Consider the following 24365-nt stretch of genomic DNA (forward strand, 5'->3'; position numbering starts at 1 on the left):
ATGCTGTAAAAGAAGAAATAGAGGAACTGGCAAAAATTTGTCATAATGAAGGAGCCATTCTTAAAGTTATATTAGAAAATTGTCTTCTTACAAAAGAAGAAATTGTAAAAGCTTGCGAGATATCTGATGAAGCAGGAGCAGATTTTGTAAAAACGTCTACTGGTTTCTCGACATCTGGAGCAGACTCTTCTGATGTAGCTTTAATGAAAAAATCAGTTTCTGATAGAGTTAAAGTAAAAGCTAGTGGCGGTATAAGAGATTACAAAAAATCTTTAGAAATGATTGAAAATGGTGCAGACAGATTAGGAGTTTCTGCTGGAGTTAAAATTTATAAAGAAAGTAAGTCACTATGAAAATAAATCCAGTTGCATTTAAAATTTTTGGTTTAGAAGTAAGATGGTACGGAATTTTAATTGCTTTAGGAGTTTTTTTGGCAATTCTTGTTACAGAGTATATGGCAAAGAAAAAATCTTACAAAAATGGACTTTATAAAGATATAGCAAATGATGCTTCCATTTTAGCTGTTATAATTGGGGTATTGGGAGCAAGGCTCTATTATGTTATTTTTGAGTGGGATTATTATAGCCAACATTTAAATGAGATATTTGCTATTAGAAATGGTGGACTTGCAATTTATGGCGGCATTATTGCTGGTGGACTTACTTTATATTTTTTTAGTAAGCATAAAAAAGTAAATTTTTTTAGTTTATCAGATTGTATTGCACCAGGTCTTGCTCTTGCTCAATCTATTGGAAGATGGGGAAATTACATTAATGGCGAAGCTCATGGTGGCGTCACTGATGTACCTTGGGCAATTTTAGTTGATGGCGAAATGGTTCACCCAACATTTTTTTATGAATCCTTGGTAAATTTTTTGATTTTCCTATTTTTATATTTTTATCTTTCAAAGAAACAAAAATTTGAAGGTCAATTGATTTCTTTTTATATGATATTTTATGGAATAGCTAGATTCTTTATTGAAGGAATGAGAACTGATTCTTTATATATTGGTTCTTTTAGAGTTTCTCAATTAGTTAGCATAGGCATTATTATTTTTGGCCTTGCTATAAGAATCATATCTAAAAAAAGACAAAAAAATATATAAATTTTTTAGACTAGGCAACTAGTCTAATTTTATAGGTGATATTTTGAATAAAATAAATTATAACTTGGAAATGGAAAAAGTAATAAAGAAAATAGATAGGGAAAATAAGCCTAAACTTCTTTTGCATTCATGCTGTGGCCCTTGTTCTTCTGCAATCCTTGAAAGAATTGAAGAGTACTTTGATATAGATGTATTTTATTATAATCCCAATATTGATAGCGAAGAGGAATTTTACAGAAGATCAGATGAACAAGTAAAACTTGTAGAAGATCTTGGTTTTAAAGAAAAAATCCTGGTTAAAGTAATAAAATATGACCACCAAGAATTTTTAGACTATATAAAGGGATTTGAAAAGTACAAAGAGGGTGGAGCAAGATGCTTTAAATGCTATAGACAAAGAATGGAAAAGGCAGCAGAATTTGCATCTAAAAATAATTATGATTATTTTACAACAACTCTTTCAATTTCCCCTCACAAGGATTCACAAATTCTAAACAGATTAGGAAACTTTTTATCAAAAAAATATAAAGTTAAATATTTATTCTCTGATTTTAAAAAGAAAAATGGTTTTAAAAGGTCAGTAGAATTGACCGATGAATTTAACATGTATAGGCAGGATTATTGTGGGTGTGAATTTTCAAGGAGTGAATTTTGAAAAACATAAAAAATATTTTTATTATTTCTCTCTTATTTTTTCTAGGATTTGGACTTTATGTAACTTATAAAAGTGATTTTAATTTATCTCAAGAAAGTACTATTGTTAAAAATAATAAGGTTGATGAAAAAATAGAAGAAGATAAGTCACAAGTAACTATTCTTGCTATGGGTGACATGATTTTTCATCAACCAATAGTGAAAAATTATAGGAGTAATGAAACTTATGATTTTACTCCCATTTTTTCCAATATATCAGCGGAAATAAATGAAGCTGATATAGCTGTTGCAAACTTTGAAGGATCAGTTAATTCAAATAGAAAATTATCTGGATTTCCTCTTTTTAATTTCCCAAAAGAATCTATTTATTCCTTAAAAAATGTTGGTTTTGATTTAATGTCCACTGCAAACAATCATGCACTTGATACAGGACTGGATGGAGTGGTGGAAACTTTAGCGCATATAAATGACAGTGGAATGAAATCATTTGGGACCTTATCAGAAGATGGTGAAAAGGGAATAGTTGTAGAAAAAAAGGGAATAAAGATTGGATTTATTTCCTTTACTGATACTTTAAATGGAATGGATTCTCTCATGCGTGACAAAGAGTATTCTGTAAACACTTTTTCCCAAGATTTTGAAAAGGATCTTAAAATTTTAAAAGAAAAATCTGATATTGTAATTGTTTATCCTCATTGGGGAAATGAGTACCAATATTATCCAAGCGACAGACAATTATTTCTTAAAGAAAAATTACAAGAATCAGGTGCAAATATAATTTTGGGATCTCATCCCCATGTTCTTCAAAGATATCAAATTGAAGAGAGAGATAATAATAAATTTTTTACAATTTTTTCTATGGGCAATGCACTTTCAAATCAAAGAGTTGAATATCTGAAAAAGTCTGGTGTAGATACAGGTGCTCTTGTTAAGTTAGTAATTGAAAAAGATAATATCAAGGGTGAAACAAAGTTAAAATCCTATGGTGTATATCCAACTTATGTAAATAGGTTTTGGGCAAATGGAAAACTTAATTACGATTTAGTTAAGTTAGAAGACATAATTCCTGGAGGAAAACTAAGCGAATCAATTGATGGGAGTTTACAAAATTCTGCTAATGATAAATATAAAGAAGCCTTAGGGGTTCTAAAGGGAGAAATATGAAAAAAGATCTAGTTCCTGGAACAAAATATATAATTTATCAAGATGATAATGAATTTAAATATACAACTGATGCTCTTATACTTTCTTCCTTTGTAAAAGCAAGCAATAAAATTATAGATCTTGGTTGTGGAAATGGAATTTTGTCTTTAAGATTGGCAGAAAGATTTAATGAAATTCATTCTATTGACATAAATAAAAATGTACTTTCTAATTTTAAAGAGTCTCTTATAGTTAATGGGTTAGAGGACAAAATAAAAATTAAAAATAGAAATATATTTGAATTAAAAGATGATTATGAAACAAATTATTTTGATGCAGTTGTATTTAATCCACCTTATTATAATTATGAAAATATAAAATTTAATAATACAGCTGCTAAACATTTTTTTGACATAGAAGAAAGTCTTTTTATAATTAATTATCTTTTAAAAAATTCTGCTCATTTATATATAATTTATCCAAGCTATAGGCTAGCTGAACTAATCTATAAAATCAATTTAGCAGGTCTAAAAGTGAAGCATATAATTAACATTCACGGAAATACAAAAAAGGAAGCAAAAACTTCTGTTATTATTGCTAGAAAACAAGCTAACTTTGGAAATGATTTTAGAGATTTTTACATAAAAAATGGCGAAAAATATTCAGATGGAATGAAAAAAGTTTATAGAAATGAGGTAATTTTGTGATTTATTTTTGTCCAACTCCAATTGGAAATTTAGGAGACATCACTCTTAGAACAATAGAAATTTTAAAGTCTGTTGATATAATTTATGCAGAAGACAAAAGAGTAACTCTAAAACTTTTAAATCATTACGATATTAATAAAGAATTAAGGACTTATCACAAGTTTAATGAAGCTGAGATGTCTGAAAAAATAATTAATCATATAGAAGATAAGGATATTGCTCTTGTGACTGATGCTGGAATGCCAGGGATTAGCGATCCTGGTGCAGTCTTAGTAAAAAAGTTAATAGAGGAAAAAACTGATTTTAGAGTTTTACCTGGTGCAAATGCAGCACTAACCGCTTTAGTTTTATCAGGCCTCGATACTGATCATTTTCTTTTTTACGGTTTTACTTCAAGTAAATCAAGTGGCAGAAAAAAAGAATTTGAATCCTTAAAAGATTTAAAATTTAGTTTGATTTTTTATGAAGCTCCTCATAGGATAAAAGATTTTTTAAACGATCTACACAAAGTTTTTGGAGAAAGAAAAATATCTATTTCTAGAGAAATTACAAAAGTTTTTGAAGAAACAATAAGGTCAACTACTTCTGAAATTTTGGAAAAAGAAATTACTGAAAAGGGAGAATTTGTTATTGTTGTTGAAGGCAATAGTGAGGACGTTACTTATGACATAAAAAGTCTTCTGAAAGAAAATTACAAGTTGGAATGAAAAAATCTGAAGCAGTTAAAAAAATTTCTAAAGAATATAATATTCCCAAAAATGAGGTTTATAAGGAGAGTTTGGACCTATGATAAACTTAAAAGATCTTGAAGGTCAACTTAAAGATGTAAACTTAAATTTAAGAAATAAATATGATTTTATTTTCAAACTCGATAATGATGAATTTCAAAGTGAACTTATTAAAAATGTGGGAAGACTTATTGAAATGGAAAAATTCCCTAAAGAAAAGTTAAATAAATTTAGAAGAACAGTTGGAGTTGATGGCTCAAACAACAGATCTGGTGGAGCTTTTCCTCATTTTATTGAGATTTTCCAAGGACTTGCCAAGTGTACAGATGGAAATGAAATATATAGGAATAATGTTTATACTCCAACGCTAAATGAAATTTATGATGATAAAAATCTTTCACAAAAATATTTAGCAACTATAGAAATAGAAACAGCTCTTGAATATATAAGCACTTATGAATTTGATTATCTCATGATGGATGGAGGATTCATAAGATATAAAATAAACTGTCTTGATTTATTTAAAGAGCTTAGAGAAATTTGTGAAGAAAAAAATATAATTTTATTTGGTGTAATAAAAGACCTAAAAACTAATGTAATAGCAAGAAGCCTTGAAATTGATGAGAGTATATACGACAGGGAGATTTTATTTAATAGACTTAAAACTGGAGAAGGTCTTTTAATACGAAATGAAATCAATAAAAAATTTATAAAAGATGGTTTGGGGGAAGGCTTTTCTTCAGCTTTTATGAGAACATCAAAATTTCCTGGAGCAATAGGAGTTGATATACTAGACACTCAAGAAAGGCATCTAGAAGAAATTTGCAGTTTAATTTATACCTTAACGCCAATGTCATCAAGAGGGGTTCCTTTATGGCTTGATATTGTAGATAAAGATGTTAAGATAACTGATGAAATTTTAAAAACTCTTTTGGAAGAATATCTTGATAGGGATATTTATGAAAGATTTTTTATTTCTGAAAGAGATAAGAGAACTTTATAGGAGGAAAAATGAAAGTACTTGGAGTTACGACAACAAGAGAAGTATATATTGGTTCTAAGGATAAAAATTTTAGGAACAATGAGTTTTTAATAGTTGAAGATCCAGTTCAAGGTGATATCATTGGTGAAGTTGTTGATTCACAAACTTTTAACCGTTTTATTCCTCTAGATATTGGTGGAGATTTTATAGATAGTGATGTTTTATCTTCTCTGGGGTCAATGGGCTATGATGTTGGGAACGAAACTGTTTATGTAGCTAAACTTAGGTTTTTTGAAGAACTTTTATACCCACCTTTGACAGGAAGTGATTTGAGAACTCCTGAATTTAATGAAATAAAAAATCTATTAATAGATAGTCTTCCTAAAGAATCTCTTATACTTGGTTCAATAAAAAATACAGATAACATAGCAAAAGGAATGGATGATGTTTATAAGGATTTATTTTCTATTTTTCAAAATAATGAATTTATAAAACAAAAAGAACTTCCTTATTTATTTGATTACAAATCAATGCACCAATATCCTCACATAGGAGTTTTTGGAGGCTCTGGTAGTGGTAAATCTTTTGGACTAAGAGTTATCTTAGAAGAATTAATGGAAATGGGAGTTCCAGCAATTGTAATGGATCCTCATTATGAAATGGACTTCACAAATAATTCTGAGATATCTAATAAAAATTATACAGACAAATTTAAGTGTCTTGAAATTGGACTGGATACTGGTATAAAATTTCAGGAATTGCAAAAAAGAGATTTAAAAAATCTACTTAATGCAGCTTCACCTCTAACTGATTCAATGAATAATGTAATTGATGTAATGCTTTCTAAAGGAGCCAGTTTTGAATCTTTTAAAAATAAATTAGATATGCTTTTAGAAGGTCAAGAAATAGGATCAAGAGACAAAATACTTGCAGAAATTGCTGCAGAGACAGATCAATCTATAAGAAATCGACTAGAAGATGTATTAGATATATATGAAAGATATGACAAAACTTGTAACTCAATGAGTGTTCGTGGAGTTTTGTGGCGACTTATGACTTTACAAAATGAAGGTATATTTTCTCACAACATAGATGAACTTTTAGATTTATTAAAAAGAAGAAAATTGGTTGTTCTGCAAGGCTCAACAAGGATGATAAATGTTTTTTCAACTTATCTACTGGCAAAATTATATTATTTGAGAAAAGAATATAGAGATGAACTTTATAGAAATAATGTAAAAGTAGATTATTTTCCACCTTTTATAATTATTACTGATGAAGCTCACAATTTTGCACCAAAAGGTTTTGATACACCATCAAAGAGTATATTGAGAGAAGTGTCACAAGAAGGAAGAAAATATGGAGTATTTTTAATTCTTGCAACACAAAGGCCTACTCTTCTAGATGAAACAATAACAGCACAATTAAATACTAAATTAATATTTAGAACTGTTAGAGCATCTGATATTGATACAATTAGAGAGGAAACTGACCTTTCCTCGGATGAAACTAAAAGGCTTCCTTATTTGAGTTCAGGTGATGTTTTTATTTCTTCTGCAAAGAAAGGAAGAACATCTTTTGTTCGAATTAGAGCAGCTAATACAGTATCTCCACATACAGAAAATCCTTTTGATGAACTGACATCACATGATGATGAAATTTATGAAAAATTTTTTGCTGATGTAAAAGATTTACTTCCAATTGATAGTTCTAATTTAAATGGTGTGCTTGTTAATTACAATAAAAAGACTGGAGAAAATCTTTCTTACGACGAATTTAAAAATAAATTGGACTCTTTGTGTGAAAGAGATTTTATAGAAAAAGAAGACAACTTCTTAACTGAAATGTATAAGGTAAAATAAAAAAACTGATCTAGGTTTTACATAACTTAGATCAGCTTTTTTTTCTATTTTTTTGCATTCGATTTATTAATTAAATATAAGTCGTATAAGTCTTGAAGAGATTTTTTATTTTCAATAATCTTTATTTTATCATCTCTATTTAAGCTTTTTATAAAATATTCTTTTTTTAGAGCATCAGATTTGTCCTTGCATTCTTCGCTAAAGACCATCTTGACGGGAAGTCTTGCAGATGTATACTTAGATGCCTTTCCGCTGTTATGAGTTTTTAATCTTTTTTCTAAATTCACAGTATAACCTGTGTATAAGCTATTGTCCGCACATTTTAAAATATAAACAAAAGCTTTCATTTATTCACCACTTAGATAATCATCAAAAGTAAAATTTATAATTTCGAATTCAAATCCACGACCCTGTAAATAATTTTTTGCTGAATAAATTTTTTTAGGGTCGATTTCATTTTTGGATAATCTTTTTTTTACGAGTTCGAGAGCGTTTTCATATTCCAACTCATAGTCATAATTTTCCATAATTTTCTCTATAATATTTTTATCGATACCCTTAGACATTAGCATATATTTAGTTTTGATTTTTCCGTATTTTTTAATATTCATGGCATCATTTAAATATCTTCTAGCATAATCTTCATCGTTGAGATATTTTTTTTCTTCTAAAATGGGAATTATGATTTCAATGGTTTCTCTTTGAATTTTATTTTTGTAGAGATGATCAATTAATTGTTTTTTTGTTTTATTTCTTTGTAAAAATTTGTAGGAAAGTAAAAGGGCTTCTGATTTTTCATTTTCAAACTTTAATTTTTCAACAAACTCTTCTTCAACTTCTTGGCCCTTGTATAGTCCAAAATTTACTAAAGTATCTTCAGAAATCTTAATTTCCTCGCCAGAATCAAAAGTAATATTAAATTTTTTCTTTTCAAAACTTATATTTGAGATAATCATTTTATCACCAGATTTATTTTAACATAAAAATGAAGATTGCCCAATTCATCTTATTTAAACAAAATAATGGAAAAATTTTTTTAAAAAGTATATAATGAGATAGAGTTTTAGACAAAGAGGTGGAATATGTTTGAATTAATCTCACAAGTGTTGAGATACGTTTTTATAATCTTAATTTATCTTTTTATTTTTAGTATTTTAAGACTAATGTATCTTGATGTAAAAAGTATGACAAGCGGGGGAGGCTCCCTTGATGATGCATATTTAAAAGTGGTTAATAGACTTGACTCCTTGAATTTCAAAATGCAGGAATATTATGTCATTGAAGGTGACATAAGTCTTGGTAGAAGTTCGAGAAATGACATTGTTATAAAAGATAAATTTGTAAGTAAAAATCATTTGTTAATTCGTGAAAAAAATCAAAGATATTATTTGGAGGATTTGGGTTCTGCCAATGGGACTTTCTTAAATGGTGTTAAAGTAGACTCTAATGAGTTTATAGAACTTCAAAATAATGATAAGATTGGCGTTGGATTTATCCAATTTATTTTTGTAGATAAAAGGTGAAATTGTGTTAGATAAAATTTTTAAACAGAGAAAACCTAGAAATCTTTTATTGATTTTTGAAATTCTAAGTATATTGCTATTATTTACCTTTAACAACAATAATATTGATAGGTACATAATAATTTTATTTTTAGGATTAATATTAATAGTCTATATATCAAATTTGGTACTAGGAAAAGTTTCTTCTGGTGACAATTATATTTTTCTGATAGTATCCATGCTTTTAAGCCTTGGAATTATAACCATATATAGGTTATCACCTAAACTTGGACTTAGACAACTAATTTGGGTTTTAGCAGGTATACTTGTTTTTTACTTAACCTACTTTATAATTAGGGCAATGAGAAGACTAGAATATATGACAGGTCTTTATTTGGGACTTTCTATTTTATTTTTCTTACTCACAATTATTCTTGCTCCTTCAAAATATGGAGCCAAAAACTGGATAGAAATTTCTGACAGTATAACTATTCAGTTATCTGAATTTACTAAAATTTTAGTGATTTTTTTAATAGCTTCTTTTTATACAACTTTCCAAACAAGATTAAAAAAATTAAATTGTAAATATACCTCATATTACTTAATGGCAGTAATATATATTTTTGTGGGATTTTTATTTATACAAAGAGATCTTGGAACAGCAGCTATTTTTATTGCAATATATACTCTTATTCAATATATATATGATGAAGATAGAAAATCAATTTTAGTTAATATTGGCCTTATGATCTTTGGCTCAGTAGTTGGATTTTTCTTGTTTTCTCACGTCCGAAGTAGAGTCGATATTTGGTTAAATCCTTGGACTGCAGATAAAGTTGTAAATTCAGCAAGGCAAATCGTCCAATCTTTATTTGGAATTGGTGAAGGTGGATTTATAGGTCAAGGTATTGGTCTTGGATACCCTAAACAAATTGCTTTTGCTTATTCTGATGTGATTTTTTCTGCAATTTGTGAAGAAATGGGAGTGCTAACAGGAATAGGAATAATAATGCTTTACATGCTTTTAGTTTATAGAGCTATAAAAATTGCTTTAAATCAAGAATAATCTTTTTTATAGAATTCTTGCTTTATCTTGTTGCAATATTATTTACAGTTCAAGCATTCTTAAATATTGGTGGTGTAATTAAACTTATACCTATGACAGGACTTACTTTGCCATTTATTTCTTATGGTGGAAGTTCCTTGATTTCAAGTTTTGTTGCGCTTGGTATTTTACAAGTTACAAGTGAAGATTTATCATACAAATATGATAGGGGATTAGATAATGAATAGTAAAGATAATAAAAGAATCTTAGTTTTACTAGTTTTTTTAATGATTTTATTAGTTGCTCCAATTGTTTATTTGACATATTTCACAGTTTTTAAGGCAGATGATATTGTAAAACATCCAGCCAATAGAAGAAGTGAACTTAGAGAAAATTCAGTCAAGAGAGGAACTTTTTATGATAGAAATCATGAAGTGCTAGCTTACTCTAATGGTGAAAAATATAATTATCACAGAATTTATAATCAGCCTATTATTTATTCTCATATAATAGGGTATTCAGATAAAATTGTCGATAAATATGGGCTTGAAAAAGAGTTAAATGACTATTTAGTTGGAAAAGAAGGCTCTAAATTATTAAAAACTTTTAAGTCAATAATAAATAAAAATTACGATCCTTATACTGGTGATGATGTAACTTTAACAACGGATACTGATTTACAAGAAAAGACTAGATCTGTATTATCAGCTAACTCTGAAAAAGGGTCTGTAGTAATGATGAATCCAAAAACTGGTGAAGTTTTATCTATGGTATCTCTTCCGGATTTTAATTCTCAAAATATTGCAAAAGATATGCAAAAAATTAATGAAGCAAATAATGGAGCCTTATTCAATAGTTCAACAAAGGGTAAGTTTGCTCCAGGTTCAGTCTATAAAATTGTTACAACTACAGCAATATTAGAATCAGGAATTTCACAAAAGTATACCGATGAAGGTTTGGAAAAAATTGACAATGGTAGAGAATTTAAAAATGCAGGAAATAAAATTTATGGTAGGGTAGATTTAAGAAAGGCATTTACAAATTCACTTAATACTTATTTTGTCAGAAAATCTGTGGACATGGGAATTGATATTATGGGACAGGTTTCTGAAAAATATATGATAAATAAAAAAGTTGATTTTGAACTTCCTCTTGAAACTTCTACATGGACATTTAAAAGAAGTGATTTTGATAGGACAGCTCTTGCTGCCGGTGGTATTGGACACGATACGATTTTAGTTACACCTCTCGAAATGTGCATGGTAGCTTCAACAATTGCAAATGATGGTGTAATGATGCAACCTCATATTGTTAAAAGAATTGATTCTTCTGATGGGAAAAATGTTATTAGAAATACTCCAACTGTTTTAAGTGAAGTAACATCAAAGGATAATGCTGATCAAATTACAAAATACATGGTAAATGTTGTAAACAATGGTACAGGAACTGAAGCCTATGTTACTGGTGTAAAAGTTGCAGGAAAAACTGGTACTGCTCAGCTAGACTTAAAAGAGGGTACAAACAATGCTTGGTTTGTAGGTTTTGCTCCTGCAGATGATCCTCAAGTGGCAATAGCAGTTGTAATTCCTAATATTAAGGATTATGGTTCTCAAGCTGCCGCACCAATTGCTGGGGAACTTCTAAAATACGCAATTAATAATTTACAGATTGAAGAAGAGTGATCAAGTGTATAAGGAAAAATTTGTTACTGCTATAGTAGCTGCAGCTGGTATGGGTAAGAGAATGAAAATGGGTATTAATAAACAGTTTTTAGCAATTGATGGAATTCCAATTTTAGCTCATACAATTAAAAAGATAGAAAAATCTAAGTATGTTGATTTTTTACTCCTAATTGTAAAAAAGACTGATATGCGCTATGTGGATGATATAATAAAAAAATATAAAATTAACATGCCGTATAAAATTGTTTATGGAGGCAAGGAGAGACAAGATTCTATAAACAATGGTCTTTTAAATATGCCAATAGAGACAAATATAGTTTTAACACATGATGGTGCTAGACCCTTTGTATCAGTTGATAAAATTGATGAAGCAATTGAAAATGTTCTTGATACTGGTGCTTGTGTTTTGGCTAATCCTGTTAAAGATACTATAAAAGTTTCAACTGATGGTAAATTAGTAGATTATACTCCAAATAGAGATAGACTTTGGCAAGTCCAAACTCCTCAAGTTTTTAGAAAAGAAATTTTAATTAAGGCCTATGAACAAGCTTATGCAGAAGGGTATTATGGAACTGATGATTGTTCTTTAGTTGAAAAAACAGGGGTTAAGGTAAAACTTATCTATAATTCTTACGATAATATAAAGATAACAACAAGAGAAGATTTATCTATTGCAAATATTCTAGTTAAGAAGGTGAATACATGAGAATAGGAATTGGATATGATGTTCATAAATTGGTAGAAAATAGAAAGTTATTTATTGGTGGTATTGAAATACCTTATGAAAAAGGACTTCTTGGTCACTCGGATGCTGATGTTCTTATACACGCAATAATGGATTCTATTTTGGGAGCCTTAGCTCTTAGAGATATTGGATACCATTTTCCAGATAATGATAATGAGTTCAAGGATATTGATTCAAAAATTCTTTTAAAAAGAGTTTTCGAAATCATGAAATCTAAAAATTATAAAATAGGAAATATTGATTGTGTCATAGCTTGTCAAGCTCCAAAGCTTGCTAGCTATATTGATGAAATGAGAAAGACCATAAGTCATATATTAGATACTGATATAGAAAATATTTCTATAAAAGCAACTACTACTGAAAAATTAGGTTTTATTGGTAGGGGAGAAGGAATATCTTCTGAAGCTGTATGTTTACTTGAAAGGGATGATTAAATGAAGTTTTTTATTGATACTGCAAATATCGAAGAAATTCGAGAGATTAATTCTTGGGGTGTTTTATCAGGAGTGACAACAAATCCCACTCTAATTGCAAAAAGTGGTGGAGTTTTTGAGGATGTAATAAAAGAAATTTCTGAAATAGTTGATGGAGATATTTCTGCTGAAGTAATTTCAACTGATTTAGATGGAATGCTTAAAGAAGCAAGAGAACTTGCAAAAATATCAAAAAATATCGTAATAAAAATTCCAATGATTGAAGAAGGATTAAAAGCAGTAAGTATTTTAAGTAAAGAAGGTATAAAGACTAATGTAACTTTAATATTTTCTGTTTCACAAGCTCTTCTTGCAGCAAATGCAGGAGCAACTTATGTTAGTCCTTTTATGGGAAGACTTGATGATATAGGAGAATCTGGACTAGATTTAGTAAAAGACATTTCTCATATATTTGAAACTTATGCTTATGATACACAAATTATAGCCGCAAGTATTAGACATATTAAACATGTAGAAGAAGTTGCAAAAACTGGAGCTGATGTGGGAACAATTCCTTATAAAATATTTAAGGAAATGATAAAACATCAACTAACAGATAGTGGATTAGAAAAATTTTTAGAAGATTTTAAAAATGTAAAGACAAAGGAGAAATAAGATGGACAGAAATTTAGCACTAAACTTAGCAAGAGTAACAGAAGCAGCAGCGCTTTCAGCAGGTAAATGGCTTGGAAAAGGTGATAAAAATGCAGCAGATGGTGCAGCAGTAGATGCAATGAGAAGAATGTTTGATACAGTTGACATTGATGGAACTGTAGTTATAGGTGAAGGAGAAATTGACGAAGCTCCGATGCTTTACATCGGAGAAAAAATTGGTACAAAAGAAGGGGAAGAACAAGTTGATATAGCAGTTGATCCTATAGATGGAACAAACTCAATTGCTAACGGCACAGACAATTCAATTGCTGTTCTTGCAGTTGCACCTAAGGGATGTCTATTAAATGCACCTGATATTTATATGGATAAAATTGCTTGTGGTCCTAAGGCTAAGGGTCTTATTAAACTAGATGATTCACCAACAGAAAATATTAAAAGAGTTGCAAAAGCATTAAATAAAAACATTGACGATATTGTTGTAGCTGTACTTGATAGACCTAGACATGAAGAATTAATAGATGAAATTATTTCTATTGGTGCCAGAGTAAAAAAAGTATCAGATGGAGATGTTGTTACAGCAATTGAAACTTGTTATGAAGATTCTGGAATAGATCTTGTAATTGGTCGTGGTGGAGCTCCTGAAGGAGTAATTGCTGCTGCAGCCTTAAAATGTTTGGGAGGAGATTTCCAAGGAAGACTTCATCCAACTGATGAAAAACAAGAAGCAAGATGTAGAGATTTAGATTCAGATTTACAAAAAATCTATTCAATTGAAGATTTAGTAAAAGGCAATGAAGTTATTTTCTCAGTAACAGGTATTACATCTGGTGAAATCCTAGATGGAGTTAAATACTACGGAGATAACAAAGCAAAGACTGACACACTTGTACTAAGACTTCCTAGTGGAACTCAAAGGTTTATAAAATCAATTCATTCACTTGATTTAAAACCTGATTATGCTAAATAATTTTTATCATGTCAAATAATAATGAATTAAATAATAAATCTATTGATGATTTGAGAAATATTTCAAGGTCTTTAGGTTTAGAAAATGCTGAAAATTATGATTATGACGAACTAAAATATTATATTGAAAATGGAAAGATTCCAAATTCTTTTTTACAGCTTGAAAATTTAGAAGACTTAAAAGTCACAGAATTAAGAGAATTGGCTAAAGAATATGGTATAGAAAAACCATATTCCTTAAAAAAAGATGACCTTTTAAAAGAAATTAAATCAAAAAAAGAATCAGAAAAGATAGACAAACTAGATATATCTGACAATGCTGCTGAGACTTTAAAAAATCTTGATGATAAGAATTATGTTAGGGGTATTTTAGATTTACACCAAGATGGCTATGGTTTTTTAAGGACAATAAATTATCTTCCAAGTGAAGAGGATATTTATGTCTCTCCATCTCAAATAAGAAAATTTAGGTTGAGAAATGGAGATGAAATACTTGGAATAAAATCTCCTCCAAAGGATGGGGAAAATTTTAATGCTCTCTTATATATTAAGTCTGTGAACGGTATGCATCCGTCAAAAATAGTAGACAGACCTTTTTTTGATAATTTAACTCCCATTTATCCAAAAAAGAAAATTAATTTAGAAACAGAAGATACGGCCATGAGAGTAATTGATTTATTAGCTCCAGTCGGTTTAGGTCAAAGAGGACTTATTGTTTCACAGCCTAAGTCAGGTAAGACAACTCTTCTTAAAAAGATTTCTAAATCAATAAATATGAAATATCCAAATCTACATTTAATTGTTTTATTAGTAGATGAGAGACCAGAAGAAGTAACAGACATGAAGAGGTCAGTTAAAGGGGAAGTTGTTTATTCAACTTTTGACGAAAATCCAAAAAACCACACTAGAGTAGCTGAAATGGTTATAGATAGAGCAAAAAGATTAGTTGAAAATAAAGAAGATGTAGTTATACTTTTAGATTCACTTACAAGACTTTCTCGTGCTTATAATTTAGTAACTCCAACTAGTGGAAAGACTTTATCTGGAGGACTAGATCCTTTGTCACTTCACAAACCAAAGAGATTTTTTGGAGCTGCAAGAAATATTGAAGAAGGCGGAAGTCTTACTATACTTGCAACAGCTTTAGTTGATACTGGTTCAAGAATGGATGATGTTATCTTTGAGGAATTTAAGGGAACGGGCAATATGGAACTTCATCTAAATAGAAGCCTTTCTGAAAAGAGAATTTTTCCTGCAATAGACATTTTAAAATCAGGAACTAGAAAAGAAGAATTACTTTTAAACAAGAAAGAACTTTCCTTCAACTATGATCTTAGAAATAAATTAAGTGAAGAAAATATTGAAGATGTCACAGAAAAATTTTTAGACAAGATTTCAAAGACAAAAGACAATGAAGAGTTTTTAAAAAATAAGATCTAGGTCTATTTTTATTCTCTAAATCTTGAAATATCATAATAATTATTGTATAATAATTAAGCAAATAGTTGAGTTTGCATAAAGGTAAAAATTGTGTTATAATATTAAAATTGAGTTATAAAATAAGTTTAAGGGGGCTAAACAATGAAAAAAGGAATTCATCCAGATTATAAAGAAGCTACAGTAACTTGTGCATGTGGCAATACTTTTAAAACAGGATCCGTTAAAGAAGATTTAAAAGTTGAAATTTGTTCAGCTTGTCATCCTTTCTTTACAGGAAAGCAAAAACTCTCTGATCATGGCGGAAGAATTGAGAAATTCAATAGCAGATACAAGAGAAATAAATGACAATGAGGTTAGCCTGGCTAACCTTTTTTATTACTTAAATTTATGAAAATTTACGAAGCCTTAATAGAAGGTAGAAAGTATTTAAAAGAATTGGAATACACTAATCCAATTTATGAAACGAGAAGAATATTAAGCGATTTATTAAATAAAGATTTATCCTATTTGGTTGCTCATGATAAGGATGAATTAGAGCAATCAATAGAGAATAAATATTTTGATATATTAAAGAAAAGAAAATCAGGAATGCCTCTTCAATATATTTTGGGAAAAGAAGATTTTTATGGTAGAAGTTTCAGAGTTTTGGAAGGTGTTCTAATACCTAGATCAGATACTGAAATCTCAGTAGAAAAACTTTTAGAGATTATAAAAAATAATAATATTTCTAATATGCTTGAAATAGGATGTGGATCAGGTATTGTGAGCATAACTATTGATCTTGAGGCAGATATCAAAGTAGTTTGTGTAGATATTAGTCCCAAAGCTATAGAGAATACTAAAATAAATAAGAAAATTCATAATTCTAATATTGAAGTAAAAAAAAGTGACTTATTTGAGAATGTAAAAGAAAAATTTGATTTAATATATTCCAATCCTCCATATATAAAGACAAATGAAATTAATAATTTGCAAGTGGAAGTAAAAGATTATGAACCTAGACTTGCTCTTGATGGAGGATCTGACGGATTAGATTTTTATAGACAAATTATAAAAAAAGCTCCAAATTATTTAAATGAAAATGGATTTTTGGTATTTGAAATAGGTCATGATGAAGCAGAAGATATTCTTGAATTAATGGGGAAAAACTTTATAGTAGAAGTTTACAAGGATTTGAATAATTTAGATAGAGTAATCCTTGGTCAATTAAAGATGTAGGTGTAAATATGTACGAAAAACTTTCAGTTTTTGAAGATAGATTAGTTGAATTAGAAAAAGATCTTAGTAACGTTGAAGTTATTAATGATTCTAAATTATATCAAAAAAAGGCAATTGAACACGCAGAAATAGAGCCAATTGTTGCTAAATATAGAGATTATAAAAAAACTTTAAATACATTAAATGAAAACAAGGAATTGATAAAAGAAAAATTAGATGATGATTTTAAAGATTTGGTTAGAGAAGAGATCAATGAAGGAAGCAAAAAAATTGAAAATCTTGAAAATGAACTAAAAATTCTTTTAATTCCAAAGGATAAAAATGACAGTAAGAATGTTATGGTAGAAATTCGTGCTGGTGCAGGTGGAGATGAGGCAGCTCTATTTGCAGGAGTTCTTTATAGGCAGTATGTAAGATACGCTGAAAGAAGTGGTTTTAAAGTCGAAACAATTTCTTCTAACGAAATTGGAATTGGTGGTTATAAAGAAATTGTCTTTATGATTATTGGTGATGGTGCTTATTCTAGGCTAAAATATGAATCAGGAGTCCATAGAGTACAAAGAGTTCCTGAAACAGAAAGTGGAGGGAGAATTCATACTTCAACTGCCACAGTAGCAGTTTTACCAGAAGCTGAAGATGTTGATATTGAAATTGATCCAACACAAATAAAATTTGATGTATTCCGTGCATCAGGTAATGGTGGACAATGTGTAAATACAACAGATTCTGCAGTTAGACTAACTCATATTCCAACTGGAATTGTAATATCTTGTCAAGATGAAAAATCACAACTTAGGAATAAAGAAAAAGCGATGAAACTTTTAAGGTCTAAACTTTATGATTTAAAATTACAAGAGCAAAATGAAAAGGAATCAATGGAAAGATCTTCTCAAATTGGAACAGGGGATAGATCAGAAAGAATAAGAACTTATAATTATCCTCAAGGAAGAGTAACTGATCATAGAATTAATCTAACATCACATAAAATTGATGCTATTAACGATGGAGATCTTGATGAAATTATTGATGCTCTCATAACATATGATCAAACACAAAAAATTGAAAAAATAGGATAATAATTAATATTTATTTAATATATTTTTAATACACTATTTGATTTTTTATTAATATTATTCTATAATAATGGTGGTAGTTTTATTATTAAATTTATGGGGGTAATATTATGAATCAAATGACAAGCGACAATTTAAGATCAGCATTCGGCGGAGAATCACAAGCACGTACTAGATACAATATCTGGGGAGATGTAGCAGAAAAAGACGGATTCAAAAACGTAAAAAGACTTTTCGACGCAACTTCTGATGCAGAAAAAATTCACGCGACTCTACATTTCAAGGCTCTTAAAGACGTTTCAGGAGATTTTCCTGTAACATCAATGGCTGGATTTGGAATTAACTCTACTTCTGAAAACCTTGAAGGTGCAAAGAATGGAGAAATTTTCGAATCTACTCAAATGTATCCAGCTTTTATCGCAGTTGCAGAAATGCAAGGCGAAAAAGAAGCTGTTAAAGCTATGAAATATGCAACAGCTGCTGAAGAAGTACACGCTAAAAGATTTGAAGCTGCTAAAGAAGCAGTTGATGCTGGTAAAGATTTAGAAGTAGAAAATATCTACTTATGTCCAGTTTGCGGATATATTACTTTTGAAGAAGAAGAAAAATGTCCAATTTGTGGATGTGTAGGAAGCAAATTTGTTGCTTATTAATTTTTGTTAAGGAAAAACTCTCCAAATTAGTAGAGAGTTTTTTTAATGAAAAAGTCAGTGTCTTGTAACTTACTTTTTTCTATAAAATTTTCCAGTTATTTTTATTGATAGTTTGGATTTTTATTTTAACCAAATGATTTAAACAACTCTACAAAATTACTATCGGGACTAAAAAATGGAAGATTATTTTTAGAATCAGAATTTTTTTCTATTCTAAGAATTTCATTATTAACAAAAATAAGTATATTGTATTCAGATTTTATTTCATTGCCCTTATTATTTGAAATATTAACTTTTATTTTGTCTCCATCAATCTTATAAAATCCAAAATATTTATTTATGTGGTCTAAACTTTTATCATCAATTTGGTAAAATTCCATTTTTCCGTCATAATCTTTGTTTGAATTATCCTTATTAAAATCAAAATACCAATCCTTATAAACCCAAGTTGTATCATCTAGTTCCTTATCGCTTAAATTTCTCCATCCAGAATCGATAAGGAAGGCTCTAATGACATCAATTCCATTTTCTCCATATTGTGTGAAATCTAAAAAAATCTTGAGTATCTTTTAAATCATCATTATCTAAATTCCAAAGCATTCCTGGATTCCAATTTGTAGGCTCTTGATGTTCAGGTACAATATTTATTTCTATATCAGGAAATTCGAGAGAATCAGATAATATTAAAATAGGCTCAGCAGTGTCTTTTCTGTATAAGACTTCATCGCTTATTAAATTAAAATCTTCAGAAATTTTAAGACTATTTACAGCAAGAGAAGCATTTTTGTCCGCTGATACTATCAAATAAGCTTTACCATATTTTTTTCTTTAGAAATAACATTTTCGAATGGAATTTCTTTAATAAAAGGATAATCTTTAACTAATTTAGGGTTATTAGCTTCAATCCACTTTTGAAAATTTTTATCTAGTTGATTTTCTGTAATACCAAGATAAGCAACAGCAAATTTTTTAGATTTATTATTCAAATTTTTTCTTAATAAATCTAAAGAATTATGTTCTAATTCTTTATTTTCTTCTTTTGTTTCTTGATCTAATTTATTCTGATTTTCTTTTATATTTTCTTGCACTATTTTGTTTTCTTTAAAATCATTTATTTTACTAGCTCTTACTGCCTGATTTTTACAAGAAACTAGAAGTGCTGCGAGTTGAATTATCAAAGTTAAACATAAAAATTTTTTCATAATTATCCCCCAAACAAAAATATATTAATATATTATCAATATTTTACAATAAAATGAAAAATTTTAATATTAAATTGTCCATAAAATAAACAAAATATTGATAATTATAAAATCCTATGGTATACTTTTATGCGGTAAGTAATACACACATTTTTTGATATCAATTGAGTTGCCAATTTGGTCCTTTTGATAGATGATGAAAATGGAGGAAAAAAACACGGAGGTGGCTTAAATGTCAGTAATTTCAATGAAAAGCTTATTAGAAGCTGGTGTTCACTTTGGACATCAAACTAGAAGATGGAACCCTAAAATGAAGAGATTTATATTTACCGAAAGAAATGGTATCTATATAATTGATCTTCAAAAAACTGTTAAAAAAGTAGAAGAAGCTTATGATTTCGTAAGAGAAGTTGCAGCTAATGGTGGAGAAGTTCTTTTTGTTGGTACAAAAAAACAAGCTCAAGATGCAATTGAAAAAGAAGCTACAAAATGCGGTATGCCTTATATTAACCAAAGATGGTTAGGTGGACTTTTAACTAACTACAAAACTATCAAGAATAGAATTGAAAGACTTTACAAATTATATGAAATGGAAGAAAATGGAACATTTGATGTTCTTCCAAAAAAAGAAGTTGCTCAATTAATTCACGAAAGAGAAAAGCTTGAAAAATTCTTAGGTGGAATTAAAGAAATGAAGGGTATGCCTCAAGCACTATTTGTAGTAGATCCTAAGAAAGAAAACATAGCAGTAAAAGAAGCTCATATTTTAGGAATTCCTGTTATCGGTATCGTTGATACAAACTGTGATCCTGAAGAAGTGGATATTCCAATTCCAGGAAACGATGATGCAATTAGAGCGGTAAAACTTATTACTGAAACAATTGCTAATGCAGTTATCGAAGGAAAACAAGGCAGTCAAATTGAAGATACAGATTATGATGAATCCGCTCAAGAAGTTTCTGAGGAAGAAGCAGTTGAGGATGAAAAGTCAGCTATAGAAGAGTAAAGATATTTCGAGAGTTCTAAAGTAATCCTTTAAAACTCTCTTTTTTTAAAATAAATAAGGAGTGAATTAAAATGGCTATTACAGCAGCATTAGTTAAAGAATTAAGAGAAAAAACTGGCGCAGGTATGATGGACTGCAAGAAAGCTTTATCAGAAACAAATGGTGATATGGATAAGGCAGTAGACTTCCTAAGAGAAAAAGGACTTGCTTCTGTTGCAAAAAAATCATCAAGAATTGCTTCTGAAGGTATAGTTGAATCATATATTCATGGTGGAAGAATTGGTGTTTTAGTAGAAGTTAACTCAGAAACAGATTTCGTTGCTAAAAACGAAGAATTCCAAAACTTTGTAAAAGATATTGCAATGCAAATCGCAGCAGTTGCTCCAAAATATGTTAGTCGTGAAGAAGTTCCTGCTGAAGAAGTTGAACATGAAAAAAATATTTTAACTGAACAAGCTAGAGGAGAAAATAAACCTGAACACATTATTGAAAAAATGGTTGAAGGTAGACTTGAAAAATTCTATGAAGAAATTTGTCTACTTGATCAACATTTCATTAAAGATTCAGATAAGAAAATTAGAGATATACTAAATGATCTAATTGCTAAAATTGGTGAAAATATTAAAATCAGAAGATTTGTTAGATTTGAAGTTGGTGAAGGTCTAGAAAAAAGAGAAGAAGACTTTGCTGAAGAAGTAGCAAAACAAATAGGATAACAAATTGGAGGAGTAAATGCCAAAATATAAGAGAATTGTTTTAAAACTCAGCGGAGAAGCATTAGCAGGATCAAATACAGTTGGAATTGACATGGATTATGTCAATCTAATTGCAAAGCAAGTTAAGAAAATTTATGATTCAGGAGTAGAAACTGGTATTGTTGTTGGTGGCGGAAACTTTTGGAGAGGACGTGACGAAAACAATATAGATCGTGCTACATCTGATTATATGGGTATGTTAGGAACTGTAATGAATGCTTTAGCATTGCAGGACTCTTTAGAAAAATTAGGCGTTATTACTCGTGTGCAAACTGCTATCGAAATGAAGCAAGTTGCTGAACCTTATATTAGAAGACGTGCTATTAGACATTTGGAAAAAGGCAGAGTAGTTATATTCTCAGCAGGAGTAGGTAATCCTTACTTCTCAACAGATACAGCTGCTGCGCTTAGGGCTGCAGAAATAGATGCAGATGTGATTTTACTTGCTAAAAAAGGTGTAGACGGTATCTATGATTCAGACCCTAATATAAATCCAGACGCTAAAAAATTCGATGATCTAACTTATAGGGAAATTTTAAATAAAAATTTGAAAATTATGGATGGCACTGCAACAACACTTTGTATGGATAACGATATTCCGCTTAAAGTTTTTGGAATAGATGAAGAAGATGCAATGTATAAAGTTGTATGTGGCGAAGAAATTGGTACTAATGTTAAATAGGAGGATATTATGATATCTGATCTTAAGAAAAATACGGAATCCAGAATGTCAAAATCTGTTGACTCACTTACTGAATCACTTCAGTCTATAAGAGCAGGACGTGCTAATACAAGTTTGCTTGACAAGATTTATGTTGATTATTATGGACAACAATCTCCACTTAATCAAGTTGCTAGTCTTTCTGCACCAGAGCCAAGACTCCTTGCAATTCAACCATGGGATGCTACTTTAATTCCTGAAATTGAAAAGGCAATACAAAAATCTGATTTAGGAATAACTCCATCAAATGATGGAAAGATAATTAGACTTGTTATTCCACAACTAACAGAAGAAAGAAGAAAAGATCTTACAAAGTTAGTTGGAAAGTATTCTGAAGAAACCAAAGTATCTATTAGAAATATCAGAAGAGATGCAATGGAAGATGTAAAAAAAGCAGAAAAAGCTAAGGAAATTTCAGAAGATGATAAAATAACTTATGAAGAAGATATTCAAAAGTTAACAGATAAGTATATCAAAGAAGTTGACAAAGTAGCAGAAAATAAAGAAAAAGAACTTATGGAAATTTAATTTTTAGCCTTAGATTAATATTCTAAGGCTCTTTTTTTAAGGAGTTTTATGAATTATCACGAAAAATTAGACTTTGATAATATTCCTAAACACGTAGGAATTATAATGGATGGAAATGGCAGATGGGCAAAAAACAGAAAAAAACCAAGAACTTTTGGGCATAAAGAGGGAACAGAAAGAGTTATTGAAATTGTTGAAGCAGCTTATAAGATTAATGTTAAGTCCCTAACTTTGTATGCTTTTTCAACAGAAAACTGGAAAAGACCAGAAGAAGAAATTTCTAAATTAATGGATTTACTTGCTTTTTACATAAAAAGTCAACTTGAGAAAATTAAGAAGAATAATATTAGAATAATGGTCTTAGGTGACTACACCGCATTTCCAGAGAAAATAGTTGGTCTTATAGATACCGCATTGCAGGAAACAAAATCAAATGATAAAATGATACTAAATATTGGTCTAAATTATGGTGGTCAAAGTGAAATTGTAAGAGCTAGTAAAAAAATTTGTGAAGAAGTAATTGCTGGAAATATTTCTATTGATGATATAAATACGGAATCTTTTAAAGATTATTTATATACTAGAGGACAAAATGATCTTGACCTTCTTATTAGACCTAGTGGTGAGTTTAGAGTTTCAAATTTTCTACTCTATCAGTTGGCTTATAGTGAGTTTTATTTTTCAGACATACTATGGCCAGACTTTCATGAGAATGAATTTTATAAAGCCATTTGTGATTTTCAAAGTCGCAATAGAAGGTATGGAGGATTATAATCTTGACTGATTTACAAAAAAGAGTTTCTACAGGTGTTGTTGGAATAGCACTAATTATTTTAATTTTTTATCTAGGTTTAAATGCCATAAAAACTGCTATATTTATTTTGACCTTAGAGGGAATTAGAGAACTTTATAATGCATTAGTAAAAAAAGGAATTAAATTATATTTACCAACCTTGCTTTTTGGAGCTCTAGTGACTTTTTTATGTTCATTTTTCCATTTGAATTTAATATTTGGACTTGTAGTTTATTTTATTTTAAATTCATCTATCTATGTATTATCTGAAGATTACTCTATTAGCAATTATTCTTTTACAAATATGTCTTATTTATATGTTGTTTTCTTCCTAAATTTATTGGGAAGTCTTGATGATATATATTTGATAATATCTGCATTTGTAATTGCTTTTACAACAGATACTTTTGCTTATTTTGTTGGGTCTACCTTTGGAAAACACAAGCTTATAGAAAAGGTTAGTCCTAACAAATCTATAGAGGGTGCAATTGGTGGCACAGTTTTTGCTTTAATTCTAACAACAGTATATTTTGTAATGTTAAATAAATATAATGCAATTTATAATATTAATTTTATTGTTATTCTTATAGTTTTACTAGCATCAATAGCAGGTCAATTTGGAGATTTATTTGCTTCAAAGATTAAAAGATTCACAGGAATTAAAGATTATGCTCAAATTTTACCAGGTCACGGTGGAATTTTAGATAGATTTGATAGTTTAATTTTTATAAGCCCTTTTATATTTATTTTATATAATTTTATTTAA

At 29.2% G+C, this 24365-nt stretch carries 29 protein-coding genes and 2 pseudogenes; 26 read left to right on the forward strand and 5 right to left on the reverse strand.

Translation table 11 applies throughout. From position 1 onward, the window contains the following. The 8 genes and pseudogenes from deoC to HGPT_RS02200 all read left to right on the forward strand — a co-directional run. Window positions 1-353 (forward strand): deoxyribose-phosphate aldolase (deoC, locus tag HGPT_RS02165; protein ID WP_019138249.1); only part of this gene is annotated, 353 nt, incomplete at its 5' end. Continuing rightward, on the forward strand, window positions 350-1105 hold the full coding sequence (lgt, locus tag HGPT_RS02170; protein ID WP_019138250.1) for a prolipoprotein diacylglyceryl transferase: 756 nt from the start codon (window positions 350-352) through the stop codon (window positions 1103-1105). The genes deoC and lgt, both read left to right, overlap by 4 nt. A gap of 43 nt (window positions 1106-1148) precedes the next feature. Next, window positions 1149-1760: an epoxyqueuosine reductase QueH gene (locus tag HGPT_RS02175; RefSeq protein WP_019138251.1), complete on the forward strand. Its 612-nt coding sequence runs from the start codon at window positions 1149-1151 to the stop codon at window positions 1758-1760. Then, window positions 1757-2923 carry a CapA family protein gene (locus tag HGPT_RS02180; RefSeq protein ID WP_019138252.1) on the forward strand — a complete coding sequence of 389 codons (1167 nt, stop codon included), beginning with the start codon at window positions 1757-1759 and terminating at the stop codon, window positions 2921-2923. Before HGPT_RS02175 ends, HGPT_RS02180 begins: the two co-directional genes overlap by 4 nt. Continuing rightward, entirely contained in the window at window positions 2920-3609 is a 690-nt protein-coding gene (locus HGPT_RS02185; RefSeq protein ID WP_019138253.1) for a tRNA1(Val) (adenine(37)-N6)-methyltransferase, read from the forward strand. Before HGPT_RS02180 ends, HGPT_RS02185 begins: the two co-directional genes overlap by 4 nt. Further along, window positions 3606-4399, forward strand: a pseudogene (rsmI, locus tag HGPT_RS02190) (16S rRNA (cytidine(1402)-2'-O)-methyltransferase). The gene HGPT_RS02185 and the pseudogene rsmI overlap by 4 nt, the downstream one beginning before the upstream one ends. Further along, window positions 4396-5340: a DNA double-strand break repair nuclease NurA gene (locus HGPT_RS02195; RefSeq protein WP_019138254.1), complete on the forward strand. Its 945-nt coding sequence runs from the start codon at window positions 4396-4398 to the stop codon at window positions 5338-5340. Before rsmI ends, HGPT_RS02195 begins: the two are co-directional and overlap by 4 nt. A gap of 8 nt (window positions 5341-5348) precedes the next feature. Then, window positions 5349-7181: an ATP-binding protein gene (locus HGPT_RS02200; RefSeq protein ID WP_019138255.1), complete on the forward strand. Its 1833-nt coding sequence runs from the start codon at window positions 5349-5351 to the stop codon at window positions 7179-7181. 44 nt (window positions 7182-7225) lie between these two features. Here HGPT_RS02200 and HGPT_RS02205 read toward each other — a convergent pair whose 3' ends face one another. Together HGPT_RS02205 and HGPT_RS02210 are read right to left on the reverse strand one after the other, a co-directional pair. After that, window positions 7226-7528 carry a GIY-YIG nuclease family protein gene (locus HGPT_RS02205; RefSeq protein WP_019138256.1) on the reverse strand — a complete coding sequence of 101 codons (303 nt, stop codon included), beginning with the start codon at window positions 7526-7528 and terminating at the stop codon, window positions 7226-7228. After that, a complete protein-coding gene (locus tag HGPT_RS02210) occupies window positions 7529-8137 on the reverse strand; it encodes a RecX family transcriptional regulator (RefSeq protein ID WP_019138257.1) in 609 nt (202 codons plus the stop codon). Window positions 8138-8263: 126 nt separating this feature from the next. On the opposite strand from HGPT_RS02210, the gene HGPT_RS02215 reads away from it, so the two are divergent. The 12 genes and pseudogenes from HGPT_RS02215 (at window position 8264) to HGPT_RS02270 (ending at window position 18594) form a co-directional block, all read left to right on the forward strand. Next, window positions 8264-8704 (forward strand): FHA domain-containing protein, encoded by a 441-nt coding sequence (locus HGPT_RS02215; RefSeq protein ID WP_019138258.1) that lies wholly within the window; start codon window positions 8264-8266, stop codon window positions 8702-8704. A gap of 4 nt (window positions 8705-8708) precedes the next feature. Next, window positions 8709-9976: pseudogene (locus tag HGPT_RS02220) on the forward strand (FtsW/RodA/SpoVE family cell cycle protein). Then, a complete protein-coding gene (locus HGPT_RS02225) occupies window positions 9969-11411 on the forward strand; it encodes a peptidoglycan D,D-transpeptidase FtsI family protein (protein ID WP_019138259.1) in 1443 nt (480 codons plus the stop codon). Before HGPT_RS02220 ends, HGPT_RS02225 begins: the two are co-directional and overlap by 8 nt. 4 nt (window positions 11412-11415) lie before the next feature. Then, window positions 11416-12117, forward strand: coding sequence for a 2-C-methyl-D-erythritol 4-phosphate cytidylyltransferase (gene ispD, locus HGPT_RS02230; protein ID WP_081578502.1), 702 nt, complete (start codon window positions 11416-11418; stop codon window positions 12115-12117). Further along, window positions 12114-12590, forward strand: coding sequence for a 2-C-methyl-D-erythritol 2,4-cyclodiphosphate synthase (ispF, locus tag HGPT_RS02235; protein ID WP_019138261.1), 477 nt, complete (start codon window positions 12114-12116; stop codon window positions 12588-12590). Before ispD ends, ispF begins: the two co-directional genes overlap by 4 nt. Further along, window positions 12591-13244, forward strand: a complete 654-nt coding sequence (gene fsa / locus HGPT_RS02240; RefSeq protein ID WP_019138262.1) for a fructose-6-phosphate aldolase — start codon at window positions 12591-12593, stop codon at window positions 13242-13244. A gap of 1 nt (window position 13245) precedes the next feature. After that, window positions 13246-14211, forward strand: coding sequence for a class II fructose-bisphosphatase (gene glpX, locus HGPT_RS02245; protein ID WP_019138263.1), 966 nt, complete (start codon window positions 13246-13248; stop codon window positions 14209-14211). Window positions 14212-14219: 8 nt separating this feature from the next. Continuing rightward, window positions 14220-15650, forward strand: coding sequence for a transcription termination factor Rho (gene rho / locus HGPT_RS02250; RefSeq protein ID WP_019138264.1), 1431 nt, complete (start codon window positions 14220-14222; stop codon window positions 15648-15650). Window positions 15651-15791: 141 nt separating this feature from the next. Continuing rightward, window positions 15792-15995 (forward strand): 50S ribosomal protein L31, encoded by a 204-nt coding sequence (gene rpmE / locus HGPT_RS02255; RefSeq protein ID WP_005956574.1) that lies wholly within the window; start codon window positions 15792-15794, stop codon window positions 15993-15995. Window positions 15996-16037: 42 nt separating this feature from the next. Beyond that, entirely contained in the window at window positions 16038-16868 is an 831-nt protein-coding gene (gene prmC / locus HGPT_RS02260; RefSeq protein ID WP_019138265.1) for a peptide chain release factor N(5)-glutamine methyltransferase, read from the forward strand. A gap of 8 nt (window positions 16869-16876) precedes the next feature. Beyond that, window positions 16877-17944, forward strand: coding sequence for a peptide chain release factor 1 (prfA, locus tag HGPT_RS02265; RefSeq protein ID WP_019138266.1), 1068 nt, complete (start codon window positions 16877-16879; stop codon window positions 17942-17944). A gap of 107 nt (window positions 17945-18051) precedes the next feature. Next, window positions 18052-18594, forward strand: coding sequence for a rubrerythrin family protein (locus HGPT_RS02270; RefSeq protein WP_019138267.1), 543 nt, complete (start codon window positions 18052-18054; stop codon window positions 18592-18594). 125 nt (window positions 18595-18719) lie between these two features. Here HGPT_RS02270 and HGPT_RS02275 read toward each other — a convergent pair whose 3' ends face one another. From HGPT_RS02275 to HGPT_RS02285, 3 genes are all read right to left on the reverse strand, one after another. Further along, window positions 18720-18974 carry a hypothetical protein gene (locus tag HGPT_RS02275; protein WP_019138268.1) on the reverse strand — a complete coding sequence of 85 codons (255 nt, stop codon included), beginning with the start codon at window positions 18972-18974 and terminating at the stop codon, window positions 18720-18722. Between the two features lie 136 nt (window positions 18975-19110). Continuing rightward, entirely contained in the window at window positions 19111-19398 is a 288-nt protein-coding gene (locus HGPT_RS02280) for a hypothetical protein (RefSeq protein ID WP_019138269.1), read from the reverse strand. After that, window positions 19395-19796, reverse strand: coding sequence for a hypothetical protein (locus HGPT_RS02285; RefSeq protein WP_019138270.1), 402 nt, complete (start codon window positions 19794-19796; stop codon window positions 19395-19397). The genes HGPT_RS02280 and HGPT_RS02285 overlap by 4 nt, the downstream gene beginning before the upstream one ends. Window positions 19797-20028: 232 nt before the next feature. Here HGPT_RS02285 and rpsB point away from each other — a divergent pair, with 232 nt between their 5' ends. The 6 genes from rpsB (at window position 20029) to HGPT_RS02315 (ending at window position 24365) form a co-directional block, all read left to right on the forward strand. Then, a complete protein-coding gene (gene rpsB, locus HGPT_RS02290) occupies window positions 20029-20802 on the forward strand; it encodes a 30S ribosomal protein S2 (protein ID WP_019138271.1) in 774 nt (257 codons plus the stop codon). A 71-nt stretch (window positions 20803-20873) separates the two neighbouring features. After that, window positions 20874-21518 (forward strand): translation elongation factor Ts, encoded by a 645-nt coding sequence (gene tsf / locus HGPT_RS02295; protein WP_019138272.1) that lies wholly within the window; start codon window positions 20874-20876, stop codon window positions 21516-21518. A 16-nt stretch (window positions 21519-21534) separates the two neighbouring features. Beyond that, a complete protein-coding gene (pyrH, locus tag HGPT_RS02300) occupies window positions 21535-22239 on the forward strand; it encodes a UMP kinase (RefSeq protein ID WP_019138273.1) in 705 nt (234 codons plus the stop codon). Window positions 22240-22248: 9 nt separating this feature from the next. Then, window positions 22249-22806, forward strand: coding sequence for a ribosome recycling factor (gene frr / locus HGPT_RS02305; RefSeq protein ID WP_019138274.1), 558 nt, complete (start codon window positions 22249-22251; stop codon window positions 22804-22806). Window positions 22807-22854: 48 nt separating this feature from the next. Further along, window positions 22855-23580, forward strand: a complete 726-nt coding sequence (locus HGPT_RS02310) for an undecaprenyl pyrophosphate synthase (RefSeq protein ID WP_019138275.1) — start codon at window positions 22855-22857, stop codon at window positions 23578-23580. Window positions 23581-23582: 2 nt separating this feature from the next. Then, window positions 23583-24365, forward strand: coding sequence for a phosphatidate cytidylyltransferase (locus tag HGPT_RS02315; protein WP_019138276.1), 783 nt, complete (start codon window positions 23583-23585; stop codon window positions 24363-24365).

Origin of the sequence: Peptoniphilus timonensis JC401 (assembly GCF_000312025.1) — a bacterium.
Classification (GTDB): Bacteria; Bacillota; Clostridia; order Tissierellales; family Peptoniphilaceae; genus Peptoniphilus_A; species Peptoniphilus_A timonensis.

Bases quoted from the DNA above. Each gene is read 5' to 3' on its own strand.
- lgt (WP_019138250.1), top strand. From the start codon at position 350: ATGAAAATAAATCCAGTTGCATTTAAAATTTTTGGTTTAGAAGTAAGA.
- HGPT_RS02185 (WP_019138253.1), top strand. From the start codon at position 2,920: ATGAAAAAAGATCTAGTTCCTGGAACAAAATATATAATTTATCAAGAT.
- HGPT_RS02195 (WP_019138254.1), top strand. From the start codon at position 4,396: ATGATAAACTTAAAAGATCTTGAAGGTCAACTTAAAGATGTAAACTTA.
- HGPT_RS02200 (WP_019138255.1), top strand. From the start codon at position 5,349: ATGAAAGTACTTGGAGTTACGACAACAAGAGAAGTATATATTGGTTCT.
- HGPT_RS02205 (WP_019138256.1), bottom strand. From the start codon at position 7,528: ATGAAAGCTTTTGTTTATATTTTAAAATGTGCGGACAATAGCTTATAC.
- HGPT_RS02210 (WP_019138257.1), bottom strand. From the start codon at position 8,137: ATGATTATCTCAAATATAAGTTTTGAAAAGAAAAAATTTAATATTACT.
- HGPT_RS02215 (WP_019138258.1), top strand. From the start codon at position 8,264: ATGTTTGAATTAATCTCACAAGTGTTGAGATACGTTTTTATAATCTTA.
- HGPT_RS02225 (WP_019138259.1), top strand. From the start codon at position 9,969: ATGAATAGTAAAGATAATAAAAGAATCTTAGTTTTACTAGTTTTTTTA.
- ispF (WP_019138261.1), top strand. From the start codon at position 12,114: ATGAGAATAGGAATTGGATATGATGTTCATAAATTGGTAGAAAATAGA.
- fsa (WP_019138262.1), top strand. From the start codon at position 12,591: ATGAAGTTTTTTATTGATACTGCAAATATCGAAGAAATTCGAGAGATT.
- glpX (WP_019138263.1), top strand. From the start codon at position 13,246: ATGGACAGAAATTTAGCACTAAACTTAGCAAGAGTAACAGAAGCAGCA.
- rho (WP_019138264.1), top strand. From the start codon at position 14,220: ATGTCAAATAATAATGAATTAAATAATAAATCTATTGATGATTTGAGA.
- rpmE (WP_005956574.1), top strand. From the start codon at position 15,792: ATGAAAAAAGGAATTCATCCAGATTATAAAGAAGCTACAGTAACTTGT.
- prmC (WP_019138265.1), top strand. From the start codon at position 16,038: ATGAAAATTTACGAAGCCTTAATAGAAGGTAGAAAGTATTTAAAAGAA.
- prfA (WP_019138266.1), top strand. From the start codon at position 16,877: ATGTACGAAAAACTTTCAGTTTTTGAAGATAGATTAGTTGAATTAGAA.
- HGPT_RS02270 (WP_019138267.1), top strand. From the start codon at position 18,052: ATGAATCAAATGACAAGCGACAATTTAAGATCAGCATTCGGCGGAGAA.
- HGPT_RS02275 (WP_019138268.1), bottom strand. From the start codon at position 18,974: ATGGAATTTTACCAAATTGATGATAAAAGTTTAGACCACATAAATAAA.
- HGPT_RS02285 (WP_019138270.1), bottom strand. From the start codon at position 19,796: ATGAAAAAATTTTTATGTTTAACTTTGATAATTCAACTCGCAGCACTT.
- rpsB (WP_019138271.1), top strand. From the start codon at position 20,029: ATGTCAGTAATTTCAATGAAAAGCTTATTAGAAGCTGGTGTTCACTTT.
- tsf (WP_019138272.1), top strand. From the start codon at position 20,874: ATGGCTATTACAGCAGCATTAGTTAAAGAATTAAGAGAAAAAACTGGC.
- pyrH (WP_019138273.1), top strand. From the start codon at position 21,535: ATGCCAAAATATAAGAGAATTGTTTTAAAACTCAGCGGAGAAGCATTA.
- frr (WP_019138274.1), top strand. From the start codon at position 22,249: ATGATATCTGATCTTAAGAAAAATACGGAATCCAGAATGTCAAAATCT.
- HGPT_RS02310 (WP_019138275.1), top strand. From the start codon at position 22,855: ATGAATTATCACGAAAAATTAGACTTTGATAATATTCCTAAACACGTA.